The 16,518-nt window shown below is 74.8% G+C and carries 16 protein-coding genes; 8 read left to right on the forward strand and 8 right to left on the reverse strand.

Annotated elements, in window-relative coordinates; genetic code table 11:
- Window positions 1–12: 12 nt before the first annotated feature.
- From OG386_RS38580 to OG386_RS38610, 7 genes are all read right to left on the reverse strand, one after another.
- Entirely contained in the window at window positions 13–2,874 is a 2,862-nt protein-coding gene (locus OG386_RS38580) for a poly(A) polymerase (RefSeq protein ID WP_328791982.1), read from the reverse strand.
- A complete protein-coding gene (locus tag OG386_RS38585; protein WP_328791983.1) occupies window positions 2,874–4,682 on the reverse strand; it encodes an RNA ligase family protein in 1,809 nt (602 codons plus the stop codon). Before OG386_RS38585 ends, OG386_RS38580 begins: the two co-directional genes overlap by 1 nt.
- A gap of 107 nt (window positions 4,683–4,789) precedes the next feature.
- Window positions 4,790–5,455 carry an NAD(P)-dependent oxidoreductase gene (locus OG386_RS38590; protein ID WP_328791984.1) on the reverse strand — a complete coding sequence of 222 codons (666 nt, stop codon included), beginning with the start codon at window positions 5,453–5,455 and terminating at the stop codon, window positions 4,790–4,792.
- Between the two features lie 137 nt (window positions 5,456–5,592).
- Window positions 5,593–7,101 (reverse strand): hypothetical protein, encoded by a 1,509-nt coding sequence (locus OG386_RS38595; RefSeq protein ID WP_328791985.1) that lies wholly within the window; start codon window positions 7,099–7,101, stop codon window positions 5,593–5,595.
- 74 nt (window positions 7,102–7,175) lie between these two features.
- The gene (locus OG386_RS38600; RefSeq protein WP_328791986.1) at window positions 7,176–7,685 is read right to left on the reverse strand and encodes a hypothetical protein; all 510 of its coding nucleotides are present in this window, start codon (window positions 7,683–7,685) and stop codon (window positions 7,176–7,178) included.
- A 66-nt stretch (window positions 7,686–7,751) separates the two neighbouring features.
- Window positions 7,752–8,969 carry a DUF418 domain-containing protein gene (locus OG386_RS38605; protein ID WP_328791987.1) on the reverse strand — a complete coding sequence of 406 codons (1,218 nt, stop codon included), beginning with the start codon at window positions 8,967–8,969 and terminating at the stop codon, window positions 7,752–7,754.
- Complete coding sequence (locus OG386_RS38610; protein WP_328791988.1) at window positions 8,966–9,412, reverse strand: hypothetical protein; 447 nt, start codon at window positions 9,410–9,412, stop codon at window positions 8,966–8,968. Before OG386_RS38610 ends, OG386_RS38605 begins: the two co-directional genes overlap by 4 nt.
- 239 nt (window positions 9,413–9,651) lie before the next feature.
- On the opposite strand from OG386_RS38610, the gene OG386_RS38615 reads away from it, so the two are divergent.
- The 6 genes from OG386_RS38615 to OG386_RS38640 all read left to right on the forward strand — a co-directional run bounded on the left by OG386_RS38615 (window position 9,652) and on the right by OG386_RS38640 (window position 14,089).
- The gene (locus tag OG386_RS38615; RefSeq protein ID WP_328791989.1) at window positions 9,652–10,698 is read left to right on the forward strand and encodes an NUDIX domain-containing protein; all 1,047 of its coding nucleotides are present in this window, start codon (window positions 9,652–9,654) and stop codon (window positions 10,696–10,698) included.
- A gap of 79 nt (window positions 10,699–10,777) precedes the next feature.
- Window positions 10,778–11,386 (forward strand): hypothetical protein, encoded by a 609-nt coding sequence (locus tag OG386_RS38620; RefSeq protein WP_328791990.1) that lies wholly within the window; start codon window positions 10,778–10,780, stop codon window positions 11,384–11,386.
- 70 nt (window positions 11,387–11,456) lie between these two features.
- The gene (locus OG386_RS38625) at window positions 11,457–11,960 is read left to right on the forward strand and encodes an SRPBCC domain-containing protein (protein WP_328791991.1); all 504 of its coding nucleotides are present in this window, start codon (window positions 11,457–11,459) and stop codon (window positions 11,958–11,960) included.
- A 147-nt stretch (window positions 11,961–12,107) separates the two neighbouring features.
- The gene (locus OG386_RS38630; protein ID WP_328791992.1) at window positions 12,108–12,842 is read left to right on the forward strand and encodes an SDR family oxidoreductase; all 735 of its coding nucleotides are present in this window, start codon (window positions 12,108–12,110) and stop codon (window positions 12,840–12,842) included.
- A gap of 5 nt (window positions 12,843–12,847) precedes the next feature.
- A complete protein-coding gene (locus OG386_RS38635; protein WP_328791993.1) occupies window positions 12,848–13,495 on the forward strand; it encodes a GNAT family N-acetyltransferase in 648 nt (215 codons plus the stop codon).
- Window positions 13,496–13,555: 60 nt separating this feature from the next.
- Complete coding sequence (locus tag OG386_RS38640) at window positions 13,556–14,089, forward strand: hypothetical protein (protein WP_328791994.1); 534 nt, start codon at window positions 13,556–13,558, stop codon at window positions 14,087–14,089.
- Between the two features lie 181 nt (window positions 14,090–14,270).
- Here the strand turns inward: OG386_RS38640 and OG386_RS38645 are convergent, their stop codons facing one another.
- Window positions 14,271–14,663, reverse strand: coding sequence for a hypothetical protein (locus tag OG386_RS38645; protein WP_328791995.1), 393 nt, complete (start codon window positions 14,661–14,663; stop codon window positions 14,271–14,273).
- Window positions 14,664–14,782: 119 nt separating this feature from the next.
- On the opposite strand from OG386_RS38645, the gene OG386_RS38650 reads away from it, so the two are divergent.
- Together OG386_RS38650 and OG386_RS38655 are read left to right on the forward strand one after the other, a co-directional pair.
- A complete protein-coding gene (locus tag OG386_RS38650) occupies window positions 14,783–15,256 on the forward strand; it encodes a GNAT family N-acetyltransferase (protein WP_328791996.1) in 474 nt (157 codons plus the stop codon).
- Window positions 15,257–15,552: 296 nt separating this feature from the next.
- The gene (locus tag OG386_RS38655; protein ID WP_443053264.1) at window positions 15,553–16,488 is read left to right on the forward strand and encodes a class I SAM-dependent methyltransferase; all 936 of its coding nucleotides are present in this window, start codon (window positions 15,553–15,555) and stop codon (window positions 16,486–16,488) included.
- Window positions 16,489–16,518: the final 30 nt, after the last annotated feature.

The raw sequence follows: 16,518 nt of genomic DNA on the forward strand, positions 1-16,518 counted from the left end.
ACCGCCCACTCCTCACACCAGGTCGGGTACCTCGCCGCCGGCCGCCCAGGAGACCTCGACCCCCGCCAGGCCGGTCCGCCAGGGGCCGGCCAGGGCGGCGAGGTGCGCCGCATCGGGCGGAGCGGCGCCGAGGCCGATCGCGTAGCGGGCAAGGGTCGGGCCCGACTCGTAGGGCCGGGGCCAGGCGTGCGCGTCCGTGACGCCGGCCTCCTCCAACGTGCCGAGCAGGGCCCGCAGTCGCCCGCGCACCCGGCCCAGGGTCTCCTCGAACTCCGCCTCGGAGGCCGTCCGTACGCTCACCACCGCCCAGGCTGCGTGCCGACGGTGCAGCGGCGGAGGCCCGGGGGCCCACACGGCGTCCGCGGGGCCGGACTCCAACAGCTCCCAGGCCGCGTACAACTCCTGGACCAGCAGGTCGCGCAGGCCCGGCCCGACCTGGGTCGTGCAGCTGCGCACCGGCTCCGAGGGGGTGAGGACCGTGACCGCGTCCGGCCCGCCCTCCGCCGCGCCCGGGCCCGCCGACGACAGCGAGACGGGCACCCGCCAGTCCCAGGCGGCCCACCTGCCGAAGAACTCGCGCAGCAGGGCGTCGGGCGGCAACGCCCCGACCTCCTCCACCGTGCGCGCCGCGAGCACCGCCCAGGCCAGCCCGGGCAGCCCGCCGAACGGCGCCGAGTCCAGCCCGCGGGCCCGCGCCCACGCCTTCACCCGCCGCGCCAGCCCGGCGAACGCGGCCTGCCGCTCCGCTCCCACTCGCTCGCGTACGGCATCGGCGTCGCTGACCGCGCTCAGCGCGAGCGCGGCGGCCTCGCCCAGCTCCGCCCGCCGTGCCACCGCCTGCGCCGGGTCCAGCGCGCCGGTGGCCATCGCGACCAGATCCACCGACAGCCCGCCGACGCGGAACCGCAGCCCCGGCACCCGTGCCCCCGTCACCTCGCGCAGTCGCCCCGCCTCGGGCAGCGCCGCCGCCACCCGGTCCCGTACGAGGGCCACATCGCCCGGACCGGGCAGCACCGCCACCAGGTCCAGGTCGGCCTCCGGCAGCGCGCAGCCCATGCGGCGCGACCCTGCCACGTGCACCTGCGCGTCGCCCAGGGCCGCCCGGACGCGCGCGGTGACCGACCCGGCGGCCTCCTCCCGGTCCGTGGACCCGGGCCGGTCCGAGGCCTCCGGCTCCCATCGGACCTCGCCCGTCCCCAGCGCCACCGTCGCCCGGACCCGCATCGGCCCGTCCCCGCGCCGCGAGAGCACGGCCAGCTCCCCGACCCGCGCGGCCACCGGGCCGCCGAGCCGCGCCGCGAAGGCCGCGACCGCGCGCTGGGGGTCCCGGCTGCGTCCCAGCGTCAGATGAGGGGTGTAGCCGTGGTGATCACCCGTACGTCCCCGGCAGCCCGGGAACCGCTCCGCCAGGGCGCGCCGGAGCTCCTGCCACGGCGCCTCACCGGCCGCCGCCGGGTCCAGCCAGACCGTGGCGTCCTCACGGTGTCCGAAGCTGTGCACACCCTCCAACCGGACGGGGAACGGCCCGGTCGCGGCGGCCGCTTCCGCCAGGAGCTGCACCGCATCGGCGAAGGAGGACTCCGGGACGAAGCCGAAGAGCAGGTTCACGTGTGCGGGCCAGCGTCCGGCCTGCGGGTCGACCTCGCGGCGCAGCTCCCGTACCGCCTCCGGCAGGGTCGGCGGAAGCCATGCCACCGCCGTCCGTGCCGTCGCCGGTACGTCGAGGCGCGCGGGCGCACCGCCCCGCTCCCCGAACTCCACCGTCGCCTCCACCCCGAAGTGGTCGGAGATGAACAGCCCCTCGGGGGCCGGTGAGTCACCGCGGAGCGCGGCCCGGGCCACCCGGGCCGTCGTGGACCGCAGCAGGATCCGGTCCAGCCGGGCCGCCCGGCCCGACAGCGAGCCCACCGCGGCCAGCGGATTGGCCACCGGGTCGAAGGTCGGCGTGTCGTCCGCCGCCCCGTGCACGTCGCTCCAGGCGTCCCGCATGCCGAGTGCGGCCGCGGGCCCCCAGGTGCCGTGGCGGCCGTCGTTGAAGTCGCCCAGCAGTGCCACCCCGGCCTCGATGCCGCCCAGCCCCTCGGCGAGCCGCGCCAGTTCGGCCTCCCGCCGGACGTCGCCGTTCTCGGTGTGGTCGCTGGTCAGGTGGGTGTTCGAGACGACCAGGGGGCCGGCCGCGGTGTCCACAGTGACCGCGGTGACCGCCTTGTGCGGGCGGAGCAGGTGCATCCCCGCCTCCCGCACCGGAAGCCGGCTGAGCAGCAGCAGCCCGCACTCGGCGACGTCCCGACCGCCCGGATCCGTACCGAGGGTGTACGAGGCCCGCACCCACGGCGCCGCCAGCAGCAGGCCGAGCAGCTCGGGTTCGACCTCCTGCAGCGCGATGACATCGGCATCGGCGGCCGCGAGATCGGCCAGCAGCAGCGGCCTGCGCCGGGCGGTGGAGATGCGCGGGGCGTCGTACCGGTCCCAGAGCGTGTTCCAGGTCAGCAGCCGCACCGAGGAGGGCGCGGCAGCGGCCGCCCCGCCCCCGGGCACCGGCTCGGCGGGCCGCCAGGCGCCGCCGCCCGCCGGGTCCCACGCGTGCGGGGTCCGGGCGGTGAAGAACGGGGCCCGCAGCAGCCGCGGATCGCGGACCCGGCCCGCCGCGGTGACGTCGATCCGGTCCACGCCCGTGGCGCGGTCCCACACCAGCTCGCCGTCCGCCTCGACGAACAGCACCCGGTGCCAGGGGATGTCGCCGCCGGGCACGAAGGAGGGCAGCGGGACCCGCTTCGGCGCGGCCCCGCGCTGGAGCAGTCCGAGCACGAACCGGGCCGGATCGAACCGGGAGTCCCAGCGGACCTGGTGGTAGAGCTCCTCGCTGGTACGCATCAGTGCGGTCCCCGTCCTCGTCCTTGTCCGTGCCCTCGTCCCCGCCCCGTGCCGGCGGAGCCGGTCGTGAGGCAGCCCGCCGTGTCCTCGACGACCCCGGCCGCACCGATGTACCACGTCCGGTGCGCCTGACCGGCGTACGGCGGACTGAACCGGTGCACCTGCGAGGTGAGCACCTGCGGCGGCACCGGATGCGGGCGCACGCCGTTGCGCCGCACCAGCTCCGCCTCCTCCACGAGCACCACGGCGTGGGTGACCAGTGCGTCGCGGCGCCGTGCGACCGAGCCAGCCAGGCCGCGCTGCTGGTCGGTGAGCGAGGTGGCGTCCCACACCACCGTTCCGCCGCGGGCCAGAGCCGCGTCGAGCCGGTCCAGGCCCTCGCCCAACACCTCGGCGTTGGCGCCCTGGTCCGCACGGGAACCCCGGGCCGTGCGCAGATCGTCCAGACTGACGTACGCGTCCACACCTTGCAGTTCGCGGCCGAAGGTGCTCTTCCCGCTGCCCGAGGGCCCGCACAGCTGCACCATCCGGGGAAACGTTCCCTCGCGCCACTGCCACGTCGCCGCCACCGCTTCCTCCACGGCGGATCCCGAGATCCCGCCCCGCGCGAAGGCCCGCCGGGCCTCGGCCCAGCAGCGGTCCGCAGCCTCCGTGTCCAGCCCGGCGAGCGCCTCGCGCAACCCGGCCTCCAGGGCCTCCAGCGGATCCGGGCCGAGCAACCCGGCCTCCTCGGCGCACAGTGCGGACCATTCCACGCACTCCCGCGCCTCGGGCCCGTCCGCCAGCGCCCCGGCGAGCGCGTGCAGCACGCCGAGATCGGCCGCAGCGGCCATCCGGACCAGCCCGGCCCGCCGGTCCTCGTCCGGGAACGGCCGTTGCAGGTACGGGTACAGCCTCACCAGATCGGCGACCCGTCGCGCGAGTCCCATCCCGGCCGGGCCCGCCGCGATCCGCGCCGCGATCCGGGCCCGCGGCTCGCGGTGGAGGACGGCAGCCAGGACACCGGCCAGCCGGTCCTCCCCGGTCCGCCCCGCCCCGTCGATCCGGGCCACGACCTCGGCGACCTCGTCCGCGTCGGCGGCGCCGGTGCTGTCGGCGGCGCCGGTGGTGCCGGCCCCGCTCATCCCGAGGGCCGCGGACAGCCCGGGCACATCGACCTCGGCCCCCGAGCGCACCGCCCACAACGGGGCCGTCGGCCCGAGCCCGTTCGGCACGACCTGCGCGAACATCCAGTGCGTACTCGTCTGCACATGGCCGCCCCGCACCCACTTGGCCACGCACCGGCCGAAGTCCTCGCGCGCGAAACCGGCCGCCGTCCGAACGACGTACCCCTCCTGGCGCGCCGTGTCGAGCTTCAACTTGCGCAGCGCGCGCTCGTCGAAGGTGCCCCGCCACAGCACGCGCGGGGTGGGAACGCCCAGGCCGCGCAGGAACCGTACGGTCCGGTCCCAGTCCAGGCAGTGCTCCCCGTCCCACACCGAGAACCCGTAGAACCAGCTGTCCAGGTCCTCGTACGGGATCGAATGCCGGGCGTAGAGGTTCTCCCCGCACACCCGCCACCCGGCCGGGATCCCCGGGCCGATGCGGCCCTGGAGGCCCTTGACCCAGGCCCGCGAGGGGTGGTGCGCCGAGTCGAGCGAGCGCGCGTGCAGCCCGTCCGCGTACAGGGTGGTGTTCTCCCCGTCGAGCTTCTCCGTCACCACGACCTCGCGCCCGGCCAACCCCGTCAGTCCGACCGCCCGGACGTCGTCCGCCGCCGCCCCGGGGGACCAGGGGAGGTGCGGCGTACGGGGATAGTGGATGCGCATGGTCCGCTCCTGCTCGACATCGGGTGCCTCGTCACTGTAGGTAACCCGAACGGACGCATCCACCCAATAACACCGTCCGCACGCCTCGTGCACGCCTTCCCGGTCGCTCAGTGGGCGACGGTGAACCGTCGGCCCGCGTGCGCGTCGCGCTCGATCTCGTCGATCAGGGCGACGGCGAAGTCCTCCGTCGAGATCCGGCTCCGGCCCCCCTCGTCGACCACCAGGTCGTCGAGCCCCAGCCGGTACGTGCCCGTCCGCTCGCCCGGTGCGATCTGCGCGGGCGGGCTCAGACAGGTCCAGCGCACCTGCTCCACGGGCACGGTGCGCAGGAAGTCCAGGGCGTCGCCGTGGGCGCGCATCACCGCCAGGACGGCCGCCGGAACACCGGCCGCGTCCCGGACCAGTTGGCCGCCGGGGGTACGCAGCGACCCCGCCCCGCCGACGATGACCACCCGCGGCGCGGGAGCGTCCCCACCGAGCGACCGCACCCCGCCGATCAGCGACTCCGCGGCGGTCACCAGGTCGGTGGGGTCCCCGCGGCCGGGTCCGAAGGCGCTGACCACCACGTCGTGCCCGGCCGCCACGGCGGCCACCGACGCAGGATCGAGGACGTCGCCGCGCACCACCACGATCGTCCCGGTCCCGGTCATGGTGTCCGGGAGTCCGGCCGGATCGCGTACGACGGCCGTGACCTCGTAGCCGCGCCGGAGCGCTTCGCGCAGCACCCGGGTTCCGACGGTGCCGGTCGCGCCGAAGAGGGCGATCTTCGTCATGGCGACTCCCTGGGGGTGGAGGGCGGTACGGGGCTCCGGTCGGGCTCCGTCCGGCCCATCCAAGCGAACCCGCCCGCCACCCCCGGGCAGCCGGGCCGGGGCCGGTCGGCTGAACGGGCCCGGGGGCCGCGCCGCCGTCAGCCCCGTACCGGCACGGGCACGGCGGCGGCGAGTTGGCCGCCCGCCGCGAAGTGCAGTCGCTCCAGCCGGGCCGCGTACGGCCAGCCGGCCGCCCGGTAGAAGCACAGGTCGCTCGGGATCGGCACCGCCCGCAGGTCGGCGGCGTGCGTTCCGGCCGGCAGCTCGGTGGCCGCCGCGAGCAGCGGGTCCGCCGAACCGGCCCACTCACCGACCGGGGCGGGCCGCGGCCACGGCTCCCCGGTGTTGGGGAACAGCCACCGGGTGTCCCGGGCCATCCGCGCGGCGAAGTCAGGACCCGCAGCGGCCCGCCGGGCCAGCCGTGCGAAGGTCAGCAACAGGTCCGGCAGGGACTCGGCGAGCAGGGCCAGCTCCGGGTACTCCCGCAGGCTTTCGCCGTCGCCGGGCACGGACACGACGTACCCCCACCGGCCGGTTGCCGGGTCGATGCGGATCTGCGCGAGGGCGTGGCCGCGCCCGTCGCCGATCCGTGCGAGCGGCCAGTACGAACCGTCGCCGCCCAGCATGCGGTGCAGTTCGGGATCCACCGCGTGCTCGGGCGCCCCGGGCAGCAGCCGCAGGGCCGGAAGTCCGGCGATCGCCACTGCGCCGATCTCCCGGAGCACGGTCCGGACCTCCTCGGGGACCGGGACCGCCCAGCCGTCCATGACGGAGTCGGCGCACCCCGCGTCGAGCACGACGAAACCGGGGCAGCCATCCGCCAGTTCCCGCAGCTCGGCCACCGCACGCCGGGCGGCATCGGCCGGCACGCGGTGGCGGCGCACGGCCCGGCCGAGGAAGTCCCCGCTGACCACGCTGCGCAGCAGGAGGGCCCGGCCCTCACCCACGATCTGGAACTGGATCTCGCTGCTTCCGGTGTCGGCCGTGTTGTGGAAGGTGGAGAAGTACGGCTCCCAGTCCACGGCACACGGATAGCCCGGCAGGCCGTGCAGATCGACGAGATCGGTGAGCGGGTCGCCACGGCCGACGAGCGCGGCGAGCTCGCCGTCGAGCCCTTCGCCCGCCTCGCCCCCCTCGGCGAGTTCCACGGTGGAGGTGGCCGGTACGGAGAACTTCCCCCGCGGCCGGTCCGCCACCCCGTCCGCGAACCGTTCGGCGAACCCGGCGAGCCACGCGGTGAAGTCCGGTGCCTCGACGGTGACATCGGGGTCGGACCCCCACGGGTTGACGGCCACGACCGGCCCCCAGCAGGCGCCCCCGACCCCCACGATCAGCGAGCCTTCGCCGAAGTCGGTTTCCCCCAGGGTCCAGCAGCCGTCCGCGAACACCTCACGGCCGCGCGGCCCGAAACGGTACTCGTGGTCCTCTGTCTCCAAGCCGCCGATCTCCCGCAGGACGCCCCGCACCTCCGCGGGCACCGCCACGGGCCAGCCGTCCAACTCCGCGTCCGTGAACCCTTCGAACAGCTCCAGCTCGTCCGGCCGCTCCCGCGCCAGTTCCTTCAGCGCCCGCACGGCATCCACCGCCGACGGCCCCGCCTCGTACATCTTCTTGGCTCCCCGTGTCGTCCGTTCCGCGGCTCCGAGGGTATCCCCGAGGCCGCGGCGGACCATGGGCGCCCTCAGCGGCAGAGGGCGACGATGGACGGATGCACGATGCCCTTGGCCGCCTCGCACAGGGAGGGCATGTCGTACGGACGCTGCGGCGCCGGCCGGGGCTCGGCCACCGTCGGCGGCCGCTTGCGGGGCTTCGCCGGGGCCGCGGTTTTCACCTGCTTGGCGGGCCGCCGGGGGCGCGGCGGTTTCGTATCGACCCGGCGCGGGCGACGCGGCCGCTCGGCCGCGGCCGGTGCCGCAGCCGCAGCCGCAGCCGGTGCCGGTGGTGGTGGTGGTGGTGGCCCGGCCTCCAGGACCACGGGCGGAGCGGGCGGTGCGGGCGAGGGGGCTTCCGGCGATGTCGGGAGCGGACCCAACGGCAGCGCGAGGGGCGTCGGTTGCCGGTCCTGCGCACGGGCCGCCGCGGGCTCCGCCGGTCGCGGTGCGTCCGGCAGCGCGGCGGGACGCACCGTCAGGCACCCGGTGGCCAACACGAGCGCGGCAAGGGGCAGGGGCAGGGCGAGACGCAGCTGCATCCACCCACCCTGCCGTACCGGCGCCGCGCGAGCCGAACCCCATCACACGGACGGGTGACGGCGCGCTCAGGCCCGGCCACGCCCCGACGTGGCCAGCCGGAGCACGTGTTCCACCGGGCCGCGGCGCAGCGGGCTTTCGGCCCAGATCAGCTGCCAGGCCCAGGTCAGGGCCAGGGCCGCGCCGCTGAAGGCCAGCCAGGCGGACCAGGACGCGGCGCCGTGTGCCGGACCGGCCAGCACCAGCGCGTGGACGACGTACGCGCTCAGCGCCATCGCCCCGAGCACCGTGAGCGGCCGCAGCAGGCGCGCGCCCACCCCGTGCCGTGCGGCGAGCGCGCACAGGCCGATGAGGGCGCAGCCCACCCCCGCGTTGCCCAGGGTTTCGAGCGGGGTCTGGCTGTAGGGATCGGCCACCAGCAGCCAGTCCCAGGAGGTGCTGGGCACGGCGCCGTACTGGCCTTGCAGCACTTCCCGTACGGGATCGGCCGCGGCCAGGGCCTCGGGATGGTGGACGGCGATCGCCTCCAGCAACCGCTGCCGGGCGCCGAACACGTGGCTCGCGAGCCACGCGGAGCCGTATCCGGCGAAGGCGGCCACGGTGCCCCACAGCGCCATCCGCCGGGCCACGGACCGCTCCCGCACCTCGCACAGCCGGGCGAGCGCCATTCCGACCAGCACGTACGGGAAGTACGTGGCCAGCGGATACGCCCCGGTGAGCAGCAGCTCCAGCAGTACCGCACCCAGCCCGGACCAACTGGCCAGATCGGCGACCTCCGGGACCAGCCCGCGCCCGGACGCCTCGTACCCGAACACCGGGCCCAGTAGGAACGACAGCAGCGGGCCCGCCACCACCGAGCCGCCCGCCACGACGGCGAGCACCGGGGTGGACAGCCGGGTGAAGGGCTCGGCCGCCAGGAAGTACACGGCGAAGAAGGCCAAGATGACCAGGATCCCGGGCCACAACGAGGCCAGCCACACGCCGAGTACGGCCAGCAGCGCGCACCGGATCAGCAGCGGGCGCCAGCGTCGCGCCCAGCCCTGCGGGCGCTGCGCCGGGTCCAGCCCGCGCTGGGCGAGGACCAGGGAGAAGCCGGCGAGCAGGGTGAAGAGGGCCGGAGCGCGCCCGTCGGCCGCGACGAGGAGGTATCCGGCGCCCTCCGGCTCCGGGCTGGGGCCGACGTGCACGGCGAACATGCCGAGGACGGCCAGCCCGCGTACGGCATCGACCCCGGCCAGCCGGCCGCCGGACCCCGCGGCCGCCCCCGCCGCACCCGGGCCCGTCACGCGCCGCACGTCACACGGTCGCGCGGGGTGTGACGGGTCTTCATCGTCTCCCGCCCGACCTCCTCGCCGCCCTGTACGGACACGCGGTCGACGGCCACGTCGAAGCCCTCCAGCGGGGATCGGGGCTCGCACGTCGGGCCGGAGCCGGTGCGCGCGGCCCGGTCGGCGGTCGCGGCGCTGTCCAGGGACAGGCCGAGCGCGGCCGGGCCGAGCACGCGGTCGAGGGTCTGCCGGGCCTCGTCCCGGCTCATCCCGCCTGTGGCGACGCCGCGCACCTTCGTTCCCGCGGCGACCTCCTCACCGGTGAGGAGCAGCCCGGCGGCGTACAGCCCGCCGAAGCCGACGGCCGCGGCGCCCGCGTCCGCACCGGCGATCCCCGTCGCGGTCCACCTCCTGCCGGGTGCCGCCGGGGTGCCGGTGCCCGTGGGGGAGGCGCGTCGCATGTGGGGGTATCTCCTGGGTCCGTCGGGTGCGTGCGGTGCCTGAAAGCTGGTCGGACCGACGGCTTTCACGCCGCCAGTCCGCATCCGGAACGTACCAGGGAGTGCATAACCAAGTAATAAGGAGGTATAGGAGTGGCAAAGGAGTCGGGTGTCGGAGAGGGCGGGCGGGGCGCCGTAACCCGGGAGCCGCGCCCGCTGTTGCACAGGCCGGCAGGTCCACCCACGGTGAACGGAGTCCGATGCCGCAGCTGACCGACCAGGGCGCGATCGACGAACACGACGCGATCGACGAACACGAGCGGGAGCGGACGGGGACCTGGATGACCCCGGCGGAGTACGGGGCCTCGCGGGCCGCCGTGTGGACCGCGGCCGTCGTCCTCGTCACCGACACCCGCGGCCGGATCCTCGTCCAGAGCGTCGACTACCGCGCCGACCGGCTGCTGCCCGGCGGGGCCGTGGACGCCGGCGAGGCGCCGTCCGCGGCGGCCGCCCGGGAGCTGCGCGAGGAACTCGGCGTCGACGGCCGCTACCCGCGCGGCCTCGCCGTGGACTGGATCCCGGCCGACACCCCCGGCTTCCCGCCCGAGATGCGCTTCCCCGGCGAGATCCTGCACGTCTACGACGGCGGCACCTGGACCCCCGACCGGATCGAAGCCGTCCGCCTCCCGGCCCAGGAGATCACCGCCATCCACTTCGCCGAACCGGCCGACCTGCCCGCCCTGATGGACCCCGGCGACGCCCGCCGCGCCCTGTCCGCCCTGCGCGCCCGCATCAACGGCTCCGGCGCCGCCCTCCTCGAGGACGGCCGTCCCACCGCGCCGACCGCCCTCGACCGGCTCGGGGTCCTGCGCACCCGGCGGACCCCGCAGCACGGTGCCTGGCATCCGGGCCCGGTACCGGAGCGGCTGCCCGTACGGGACCTGTCGGCCTGGCTGTTCGCCCCCGACGGCCGGGTCCTGGTGCTGATCTCCCGGGCCACCGGCGCGGCCCACCTCCCGCCCCCGACGGCCGCAGCCACCGAGGACGCCGCCCCGCTCGGCTACCGGCACGGCGAGCAGGGCGCCCACGCCCGCACCACGGCCCGCCTCGCCGACCTCCCCGCGGGCGCGGCCCCGGAGTACGCCCGCCTGCTGGCCACCCCCGAACAGGTCCGCGAACTGAGCGACTGGGGAGGGGCGGGCGACGACGAGCTCGCGGCGGTCCACGCCGCCCGCGCCCGTTTCGGCCTCCCCGTCCCCGCCCGTACCCCGCTCACGGAACTCCCCGGGGAGGACGCTCGCCGGTGAGGGGTCGGCGGCACTGCCGGGGGCGCCGGTGGCGGCATGGTCAGGGGCGTTGTCAGCGGCGCCCCCTACCGTCGACGGCATGGGTTTCACCAGCGCCTGGTCGATCAGCTGCCACGAGGACTCCGTGATCGCGGACCTCGCGCCGCGGACGGCGGCGGCCATCGAGGCCGACCGCACCTGCCCGCGGGCCCGCCGCCGCTGGACGGCCTGGCAGCGTGCCCCGCTCCCCGACCACCGCACCTGGTGGACCTGCACCCCCGCGGAGGACGAGGCGATCCGCTCCTTCCAGGACCTGACCCGCCCGGGCCGCCACGTCGACGACCTGTGCGCGTTCCCGTTCGTGGACGACGTCTGGGAGCGACAGCCGGACCAGGAGCTCATGTTCGTGTCGGTGCACAGCAAGGCGTACCCGGTCAGCGCACTGTTCCACGCCGTCGGCCCCGAGCGCGCGGCCCTGCTGCCCGGCTGGTGCGGGAACTTCCTGCTGACCGCCGCCGAAACACGGCGGGCACTGCCCGCGGTGGAGCGGGCCCTCGGATTCGGCCCGGCGGAGCGGGCGCGGGCGCAGGAGCAGGTCTGGCTGGACCCCGAGCCCCGCGAAAGCGTCCTGGACGGCCCGCTCCGTGTCTGGCGGGCCGCGGTGCAGGCCGGCCTCGGGCTGTGCGGGCTGGCCTTCCACGTGTACTGACCCGCCCCGCGGCCACCGCCATGATCGGGAAATCCGGCGTCCGCGGTCCGCGGTCCCGCAGCATGGGGCCATGAGCGACAGCGCGATCACCTACACCCTGTACATCCAGGCCGATCCCGCCAGGGTCTGGCAGGCCCTCACCGAGCCCGCCTTCACCCGCCGGTACTGGGGCCTGAGCTTCGAGACCGACTGGGCGGTGGGCTCGCCGATGGACTGGGTCGAGCGGGGGGCCCGTACCAGCGACCCCGAACAGTTGGTCCTCGACTGCGTCCCGGACCGCCTGCTCTCCTACACCTGGCACACCTTCACCCCGCAGTGGGCGGCCTCGGTCGGGATCGGCGAAGAGCTGCGGGCCGAACTGGCGAAGGAGCGCCGTACGAAGGTCACGTACGAGATCGAGCCCGTCGGCGACACCCTCGCACGGCTGACCATCCTGCACGAGGACTTCGAACCCGGCGGAACGCTGATCGGCATGTGCGGACGGGCCTGGCCGATGCTCGCGTCCAGCCTCAAGACCCTGCTGGAGACCGGGGCTCCGCTGCCGGAGGCGGACCAGGAGGCGGGCGAGGGCTGAAGCGCGATGCGGAGGGCCGGTACGCGTCCGCGTCGGTGCCCCCGGTCGTCCCGAACGGTCCGGCTCTCCGCGGTCCCCCCACCCGGCCCAACCACCCCGCCCCGCACCTGAGATCATGTGTATAGACCACGAATCAGGAGCGCAGACATGGCACTGGAGCACCACCGCGTCGTCATCACGGCCGCCGGCCGCGACTTCGGGCGCACCCTCGCCCTTCGTTTCGCGAGCAGGGGAGCCGAGGTCCACCTCTCCGCCCGCACCTTAGAAGCCGCCGAGCGCGTCCGCGAAGAGATCCGCGCGCAGGGCCACGACGCGGACCGCGTCCACGCCTACGCCTGCGACCTCACCGATCCCGCGTCCGTAAGGGAGTTCGCCGCCGCGGTCGCCGCCCGCACCGACCACGTGGACGTGCTCGTCAACAACGGCTCCCGCTACCAGCACGGCACGGACCTGCTGTCCGCGTCCGACGAGGACGTGATCGACACCCTCGCCTCCGGCGCCACCGGCACCGTCCTGGCGACCAAGGCATTCCTCCCGCTGCTCCTGAAGTCGACCAAGCCGGACATCGTCACCGTGGTCTCCGGCTGCGGGGAGACCGGCCACCACCGCTCCGACGCCCACGCCGCCTTCTACGCGGCCAAGAGCGCCCAGGCCGGCTTCACCGAGATCCTCTCGCGCAGGCTGCGCGACCAGGGCGTCCGCGTCATCTCCCTCTACCCGCCGGACTTCGACAACCACGACCCGCTGTCGGAGTCCTGGGAGGGCGCACCGCGCACCGCGAAGGACCCGCTCACCTCGCAATCGCTGGTGGACTGCATCTTCTTCGCGATCGGCCAGCCCCGCGACTGTTTCATCAAGTCGTTCCACTTCGAGCAGGTCTGACGGTCATGGGACGGACGTTGACGGAGGTCCTGGACGCTGCCGCCGAGGGCCGGTTCCCGCCCCCTGACGGCCGCACGACCGTGGTCCCGCAGGAACACCGGCGCGACGCGGGCGTCATCGCCTTCACCGCACACTCCGTGGTGTTCACGGACGAGGACCCGGACTGGGTCCGCGCCGCCCTGGCCGCCCTCGACTGCGACGCGCTGGCCGCCACCATGAACCCCCGGTTCCTGGCCGCGTTGCTCGACCGCACGGGACGCGGCACGGACACGATCGACCTGCTCACCGTCGCCGGTCCGCTGCCCGGCGCACCGGCACTGGAGCTCGTGGAGACGACCGACCCCGACCACCCGCGCGTGCGCAGGGCCCTGCGCCGCCGCCACGACGTACGGGTCTGGTCGGCGGCCGGGGGAGTCCTCGTCCTCGGCCGCGGAGTCGCGGGTCGCTGGGAGGCGGCCGTCGAGGTCGACGAGGGCGTGCGCCACCGAGGAATCGGCCGGGAGCTGGCCCGTGCCGCCCGCCACCTCGTCCCCGACGGGCAGCCGGTCTGGTCCCAACAGGCCACCGGCAACGCGCGCAGCATCCGAGCCTTCCAGGCCGCGGGCTACCGACCGGTCGGTGCGGAGGCCCTGATGTTGGTCCCGCACCGCTGAACAGGAGCTGACGGCACCCTGAACGCCGGCGGCCCGTGGTGATCGTGTGGAATGGGGGCCATGGCGCGAGGAAACGATCAGCAGCGACCCGCCACGGGCATACCGGTGCGGGGCCCCATGAACGGCCCCGACGCCGACGAACCCCCCGAGCACCGGCGCTACGCCCGCCACCTGGAGTCACTGGCCGCGGCGCCGGGCGCGGGCGCGGAGACCGAGGCGGAGGTCGTGGTCGCCGTACTGCGCGATCCCGACCGGGTGATGGCCGAGAGCGCGGTGGTCACCCACCTCGACCGGCGAGCCGTACGACTGCTCGCAGACGAGGAGTTCGCCGCCTGGGCCCGGGCCATGGCCGCCGCCCTCGCCGGGCGCCCCTTCCCCGAGCGCCGGTTGCGGGAGTGGAGCCTGCTCAAGGCCGTCACCCGGGGCGAGCCCTGGTCCGCCGAGGAGCTCACCGCAGCCTCCGACTGGTGCCAGCGCGCCGCCGTCCGCCTGTTGACCTCGTACGAGGCCCTGACCCTGCTGGCCACCGACGCCCGCACCCGCCGCGTCCGCAACACGGCCGCCGAACGCCTGCGCCGCGGCACCGCGTTCTGAACCGGTGGCGAGCCGACCACGAGCCGAAGGAGAGCCCGGGCGGCTGATGGCCTGCTGCGGCGGTGGATCCGCCGGAGCTCCCACGACGACCCGGACGACGACTGGTGGGCGGACGCGCACCACTGTCGGGCCGCCGACGACGGCGAAGAGAAGCCCCCCGGTGACCGCCTTTCACGGCGGCTCATGCGGCGAGGCGCCGTCGGACGAACGGCGCCGTGCACAGGACGAGTACGGCGAAGGCGACCAACCGCTGGAGGCCGGGCTGAGCAGCGAGGCTGCTGCTCTGGATGCCGTAGGCCGCGTACCAGTTGGCGGCGAGGTCGGTCGTCAGGATGACGCAGGCGAGGTCTGTTCCTCGACGCTTGCCGCCGATCAGAAGCGCAGCCGCGAGCGGGTCGAGGAGCGCCAGCGAGGACCAGTAGAGGTTGAGCCACCTCGGAGCCCAGTCGTAAGGCCGAAGGCCGTGCTGCAGCAGGTCGATGACATGCACGGCTGCGCCGACCAGCAGGCCGGCCGCAACGGCGCACACCACCGTCACCACCCCGGGCGGGGTGCGGCGCATCCAAGCGATCACGCCTCCGATCGTCGCAGCCGTTGGTGCGTTACGTCAGGCAGTCTGCCGTCCGTCGTTGAGCCACCACCTCGGCACGGCGATCGACGCACGGCTGCGCCCCGTACCGGGAGACTCGACCCATGACCACAGACTTCACCGTGCGGCCGGCCCGACCCGCCGATGCGCGCCGACTGGCCGAACTGCGCTGGGCGTTCAAGCAGGAAGACCCCGAAGGGCAGCCGCCGGCTCCGGAACGGCCCCTGGAAGAGGCGGAGCTGTGGATCCGCGAACGGCTCGGCAACGGCCGCTGGCTGGCCTGGGTCGCGGAGACCGGTGACGACGTCTGCGGCCACGTCTTCCTCTGCCCGGTGGAGCGGGTGCCCGAGCCGTACGGCCACAACACGCCGATCGGCGGCGTGACGAACTTCTTCGTCACGCCGCCGCACCGGAACAAGGGAATCGGCTCGGCGCTCCTCGAAGCCCTCGAACTGCACGCACGCAGAGCCGAGTTCGACACCCTGATCGTCTGGCCCTCGGATCGCAGCAGCCCTCTCTACCGGCGTTCCGGTTACCAACCGCCGGAAGAACTGGTGGAGTTGCCGCTCGACCGGTGAGCCGTTCCGCTTCCGGCGACGCCGCGCCGCGTCATGCCACTCGAGCACCGGCGCTACGGCCGCCGCCCGGAGGCCCGTGCCGTCGCGCCGGGCGAGAGCGCCGGGGCCGCTGGCCGCCGTGCCCGCGGGCCGGGCGTTCGTTCAAGGTCATCACCCGCGGCGGGCCCGGTCCGCCGAGCAATAACAGGAAGATCTTGCTCACATCTCGTCACACGCCCATCCAGGGCTTAGGGTGCCGTTACCCGGCCGGGTATCAGCGTGAAGACCGATGCCACTTCGCTGGAGGATGACTCTCCGTGTCGCACGTTTCACAAGTTTCCGTCACGACCCCCGACGGTGAGCCAGCCCCGCTCGTCCCCACCACGTACGACGAGGTCAAGGGCTGGTTCTCGGCGCACGACCAGGTGCTCTTCGACTGGTTCCTGACGCGTCAGAACAGCGGCGAGGGGCAGCCGGGCGACCTGCTGGAGCTCGGCGCCTTCATGGGGAAGAGTGCGATCTTCCTCGGCCGGTACCTCCAGCCCGGCGAGGAGTTCACCGTCTGTGACCTCTTCGACTCGCCCGCGACGGACGACTTCAACATCGCCGAGAACCGCGAGTCCTACCCCACGCTCACGCGGCGCGGCTTCGAGACGAACTACCTGGCCTTCCACGAGGCGCTGCCGACGCTGATCCAGGCCCCCACCTCGGTCGTCGCCGACCAGGTCAAGCCCGCGAGCTGCCGGTTCGTGCACATCGACGCCTCGCACCTCTACGAGCACGTCGTCACGGACATCGCGTCCTCGCGTCTCGTCGCGGCCCCGGACGCCGTGGTGGTCTTCGACGACTACCGCTCCGAGCACACCCCCGGCGTCGCCGCCGCCGTGTGGACGGCGGTGGTCACGGGCGAACTGCGCCCCATCTGCATCTCGGGCATGAAGCTCTACGCGACCTGGGGTGACCCGGCGCCCCACCAGGCGGCGCTGATCGAGTGGCTGGAGGAGCGCACCGACCTCCGGCACTACGTGGAGATGATCGACGGCCGCCCCCTGATACGCACCGAGGACCGGGGCGTGGTCGTGCCGGTCCTCCCGCAGCCGCTGCGCCCCGCGCCGCGGACGGAACCGGCGCCGGTCCCCGCTCCCGCCGCCGTGCGCAGGCCCGGCGTCCGCTGGCGCAAGCTGGCCAAGGACCTGCTCCCGCCCGTGGTCACCCGTGCGATCGTGGCGCGCAACCGCCGCCGCAGGGGCTGACACCGAAAGGGCCGACACCACGCCCCCGGA

The organism is Streptomyces sp. NBC_00273, assembly GCF_036178145.1.
GTDB lineage: Bacteria > Actinomycetota > Actinomycetes > Streptomycetales > Streptomycetaceae > Streptomyces.